Below are 4254 nucleotides of genomic sequence, written 5' to 3' on the forward strand. Positions count from 1 at the left end.
ATGAGGGTCTCTGCGTCAAGATGGTAGGTCAGCCAAAGGCTACGTTCTGGGGGTGCTCACGGTCTTGTGGCATAGCACCCCCTCTTTTTTCACACCCTGGGGGGACAGATCAAGTAGCACACGAAGGGATTACATTGCGGGATATTTTTCTTATTCTCATGAAACGCTGGCGGGCGCTTGTGTTCGTACCCTTGGTTTTTCTAGGTTTTGCGGGATTTTATACTCTTTTCATCGCAGAGGACCTCTATACCTCGCGGGCCACGCTGAGCCTAGCTTCCGGTCAGGTGCAAGCCCAGCTCGAGCAGCGCATCCAGCTACAACAGGAGGGCCCTTTGCCTTTTGAGGCGGTCCGTGCGGTGGCTTTTGCTGAAGAGATTATCCGTGGGGTATGGGAGGAGCTGCGCAAGGAAGGATTGCTGCCCCCAAGGTGGCAGGATGCGGGGACCTTACGCGGTTTTGAGCGGATGGCCAGCGATTTCGGGATCAAAGAGCAGGCCTCACGCCGCAGCAACGACACGGTGCGCCAAGCGCTGATTGTGGAGATGAGCGTGCAGGCTCCCTCGCCGAAGCTGGCCAGCCGCGCGGCCAACGCTTGGGTGGAGCGGGTTTTGGTGGCTGTTAACCAGGTACCCTATCAGAAATTTGACAGCAGCCTAGCGCACTTGCAAGAGAGCCTAGACGAGGCGGAAAAAAACTACCAGGAGGCCCAGGCCCGTTGGCTCGAGGTAAGCCGTCGGTCTACGCTGGCCTCCGACCGGCTCGAGCTTGATCAGCTAATTCAGGAGAGGGTGCGTTTGGATCAAGCCTTGTCCTCTCTACGGGCAGACCTGGCAGCTACCCGGGCCCGGTTGGAATCCTATGGAGCGGCCCTCCAGAGCCAAAAGAATCGGCTTTCTGCGAATGCAGCCTCCATTGAGCTTGTTTTAATGAACCGTTCCTTTGAACAAGCCCAGAAGAGCCTCCAGCAAGAGACAGAGCGTCTACGTCGCTCGTATGAGCAGGTGGCCTCCGAGTTGGAGGCCTTCCGCAAACGGGAACGTATCCCTGAACTCCAGGTTGAGCTTGACCGGCTGGTGGCCCGCCTAGGGGAGATTGCAACGCAACAGAGCGCTTTGGCTACCCAAATAGCCCAAAAGAGGGCGGAGTTGCGGGAAAAGGAGGCTTTGCTGCTGAGGGAGCCGCGGTTGATTGAGGTTCTGCGGGAGGTGGTGGCCGACCCCCTGGTGGCCACCGCAGTGGGCCAAGACGCCTGGCCCAGCCTGGAATCGCTTCGCCTGAAATCCCAGGAGCTAAGCCCTGTCTACACCTCTTTGTTCAGCCAGGTGGCGGCCCTAAAGGCTGAGCTGTCGGGTCTCGAGTCTGCGGAGCGGGCGCTGCGGGAGGAAAGGGCGCGGACACAAAGCAGGGTGGAGGTCATCCGCACGCAGCTAGCCGCCCAGATGCGGGAAAAAGAGCGTATAACTTTGGAACATGCGGCCCGGAAAGCGGCCTACGAGTCCGTGAAGGCCCGCTTTGAGCAGCTATACCGGCTTTCTCCCCAGCCGTTCTCGTTTGAGGTTTCCAATCCCGAATACCTGCGCTTGAGGAGTGCCATAACCGATGCTGAGGCGGAGCGGGCTGCCCAGGAAAGCCGGATGCAACAAATGGAAAGCCGCCTTACCTGGATAAATGAGCGGATTGTAGCCCTGCGCAACCGGGTGGCCCAGGCCCAGATTGAGCAGGACAACGCTGAGAAGGCGCTAGGGCTCAGCAAGGACTCCTACCTGGCCCTGCTTCAGAAGAAAACCGATCTGCAAATACAAGCCGCGGCCTCGCAGAGCACAGCCCAGGTGCTGGTTAGGGCTTATCCGGTCTATCAGAAAACCTCACCTAATCGCCTTCTTATCCTAACAGCGGCCTTGATGGTGGGCTTTTTGGTTGGGCTTATCTATGTCTTCATCGCCGAGGCGGTTCAGGTGCCTGGGCCTAGCGGAAAAGGGGTCTATGGAGCCTAGGCTTCTAGGGTCTGGTAAAAGTGGCCGGTTTCGCATATATGTGGAAACCCAAAACAACTTGCCAGGCCACAATCTCAGTGCTAGATTCATGACGCAAGTCTGAGAAATCGCTAAGGAACCACCCTCGCAGCAAAGGTGGCCGGACTTGTGCTACATGGAGGTTTGGCATGGATAGAGCGAAGGCCGAGGCCTACTGGAAGGCCAACATCGCCCTGATACGAAACCTGCTCATTGTTTGGGCGGTGGTTTCGTACGGCTTTGGGATCGTCTTAGTCAACGTGCTTAACAACATTAAGCTGGGCTCGCTTCCTTTGGGCTTCTGGTTTGCCCATCAGGGGGCCATCATCATCTTCGTGATCCTGATCTTCATCTACGCCGCACAGATGAACAAGATCGACCAGCAGTTTGACGTGCACGAATAGGAGGCGGGCGGATGAGCGTTGAACTTTGGACCTGGATCGTGGTTTTCCTGACCTTTGGGCTTTACATCGGTATCGGTATCTGGGCCCGGGTACGGGAAACCGAGGGCTTCTATGTGGCTGGCCGGGGGGTTCCAGCGGTGGCGAACGGCATGGCCACCGCCGCCGACTGGATGAGCGCGGCCAGCTTTATCTCCATGGCTGGCCTCATCTCCACCCTGGGCTACGACGGCACCATCTACTTGATGGGCTGGACCGGCGGGTACGTGCTCTTGGCACTGCTGCTGGCCCCGTATCTGCGCAAGTTTGGTAAATTCACCGTGCCCGACTTTGTGGGCGACCGCTACTACTCCCAGACTGCCCGCATTGTGGCAGTGGTCGCCGCGATCTTTGTATCGTTCACCTACGTGATTCCTCAGCTCGTGGGGGTCGGGACGGTGTTCGCCCGCTACCTTGGGGTGCCCAGCATCACCGGACTCTGGATTGGCGTGGCGGTAACCGCTCTGTTCGCGGTGCTGGGGGGCATGAAGGGCATCACCTGGACGCAGGTAGCCCAGTACGTGGTGCTGATTATTGCCTATCTGATCCCGGCTTTTGCCATTGCTAGCATCCTCACAGGCAACCCTATTCCGCAGCTCGCCCTGACCTTCAGCGATATCGTTCCTCGCCTGAACCAGCTTCAGGTGGATCTTGGGTTCACCCAGTACACGGAGCCCTTCCAACGCTTTGACATGCTGAACATCTTGCTCATCACAGCCTGCTTGATGTTCGGCACGGCAGGGCTGCCCCACGTGATTATCCGCTTCTACACCGTTCCCACCGTCAAGGATGCCCGGGCCTCGGCGGGCTGGGCCCTGCTGTTCATCGCCCTGCTCTACACCACCGCCCCGGCCATCTCGGTGTTTGCCCGCTACAACCTGATCGACACGCTGAACGGAAAAACCTTTGAGGAGGTTCGACAGATTGACTGGGTGGCCAAGTGGGAGAAGACCGGCCTGCTCCGCTTCGTGGACAAGAACAACGACGGGGTGGTGACCATCGCCAAGGGCAACGCCTTCAAGTTCATCCCTGGCACCACCCGGCCGGATCCCAACAACCCCGACATGACCAGTGCCAACGAGGTCTTCATCAACAACGACATCATTGTGCTGTCCACGCCGGAGGTGGCCAAGCTGGCCCCGTTCATCATCGCACTGGTAGCGGCAGGGGGCCTGGCAGCGGCACTTTCGACGGCCTCGGGGCTTTTGATTGTGATTTCCTCGGCGCTATCGCACGATCTGTACTACCGTGTCATCAACCCCAGAGCCACCGAAGGACAGCGTCTGCTGATCGCTCGTATCGGCATCCTGATTGCGGTGCTGGTAGCGGGCTACTTCGGTCAAAATCCACCCGGCTTTATCGCGCAGCTCGTGGCCTTCGCCTTTGGGCTGGCGGCTAGTAGCTTCTTCCCGGCCATCCTGCTGGGTATCTTCGATAAACGCACCACCCGCGAGGGCGCCATCGCCGGGATGGTTGTGGGGCTGGTCTTCACCGCTTTCTACATCATCGGCACCAGCTACTTTGGCATGCCCCGCTGGTTCTTTGGGGTTAGCCCAGAGGGCATCGGCACAGTGGGGATGCTGCTCAACCTGGTCATTACCTATGCGGTTTCCCGGATGACCCCCGAGCCCCCTAAGGAGGTTCAGGAGCTGGTGGAGTCGGTGCGGATTCCTCGTGGGGCCAAGGAGGCCCATTACCACTAGGTCTTTGTGCGGTCTGGGGCGGGCTTGGCCCGCCCCGGCCCTGGGTTTTAGGCTATGGCTGTGCGGAACCCCGAACCCCCATCCCCCTCGGTCTACGTC

3 protein-coding genes are annotated in these 4254 nt (G+C 59.0%); all 3 read left to right on the top strand.

Going from position 1 to position 4254, the window contains the following annotated elements:
* Nucleotides 1-20 precede the first annotated feature (20 nt).
* The 3 genes from Mlute_RS14210 to Mlute_RS14220 all read left to right on the top strand — a co-directional run bounded on the left by Mlute_RS14210 (nt 21) and on the right by Mlute_RS14220 (nt 4155).
* Entirely contained in the window at nt 21-1994 is a 1974-nt protein-coding gene (locus Mlute_RS14210; protein ID WP_147371115.1) for a Wzz/FepE/Etk N-terminal domain-containing protein, read from the top strand.
* Nucleotides 1995-2161: 167 nt separating this feature from the next.
* Nucleotides 2162-2416, top strand: a complete 255-nt coding sequence (locus tag Mlute_RS14215) for a DUF4212 domain-containing protein (RefSeq protein ID WP_119361222.1) — start codon at nt 2162-2164, stop codon at nt 2414-2416.
* 11 nt (nt 2417-2427) lie between these two features.
* Nucleotides 2428-4155 carry a sodium:solute symporter family protein gene (locus tag Mlute_RS14220; RefSeq protein WP_119361223.1) on the top strand — a complete coding sequence of 576 codons (1728 nt, stop codon included), beginning with the start codon at nt 2428-2430 and terminating at the stop codon, nt 4153-4155.
* Nucleotides 4156-4254: the final 99 nt, after the last annotated feature.

It is taken from the genome of Meiothermus luteus, assembly GCF_003574085.1.
Classification (GTDB): domain Bacteria; phylum Deinococcota; class Deinococci; order Deinococcales; family Thermaceae; genus Meiothermus; species Meiothermus luteus.

Coding starts and splice junctions, on each gene's coding strand:
- Mlute_RS14220 (WP_119361223.1), top strand. CDS start 2,428: ATGAGCGTTGAACTTTGGACCTGGATCGTGGTTTTCCTGACCTTTGGG.
- Mlute_RS14215 (WP_119361222.1), top strand. CDS start 2,162: ATGGATAGAGCGAAGGCCGAGGCCTACTGGAAGGCCAACATCGCCCTG.
- Mlute_RS14210 (WP_147371115.1), top strand. CDS start 21: ATGGTAGGTCAGCCAAAGGCTACGTTCTGGGGGTGCTCACGGTCTTGT.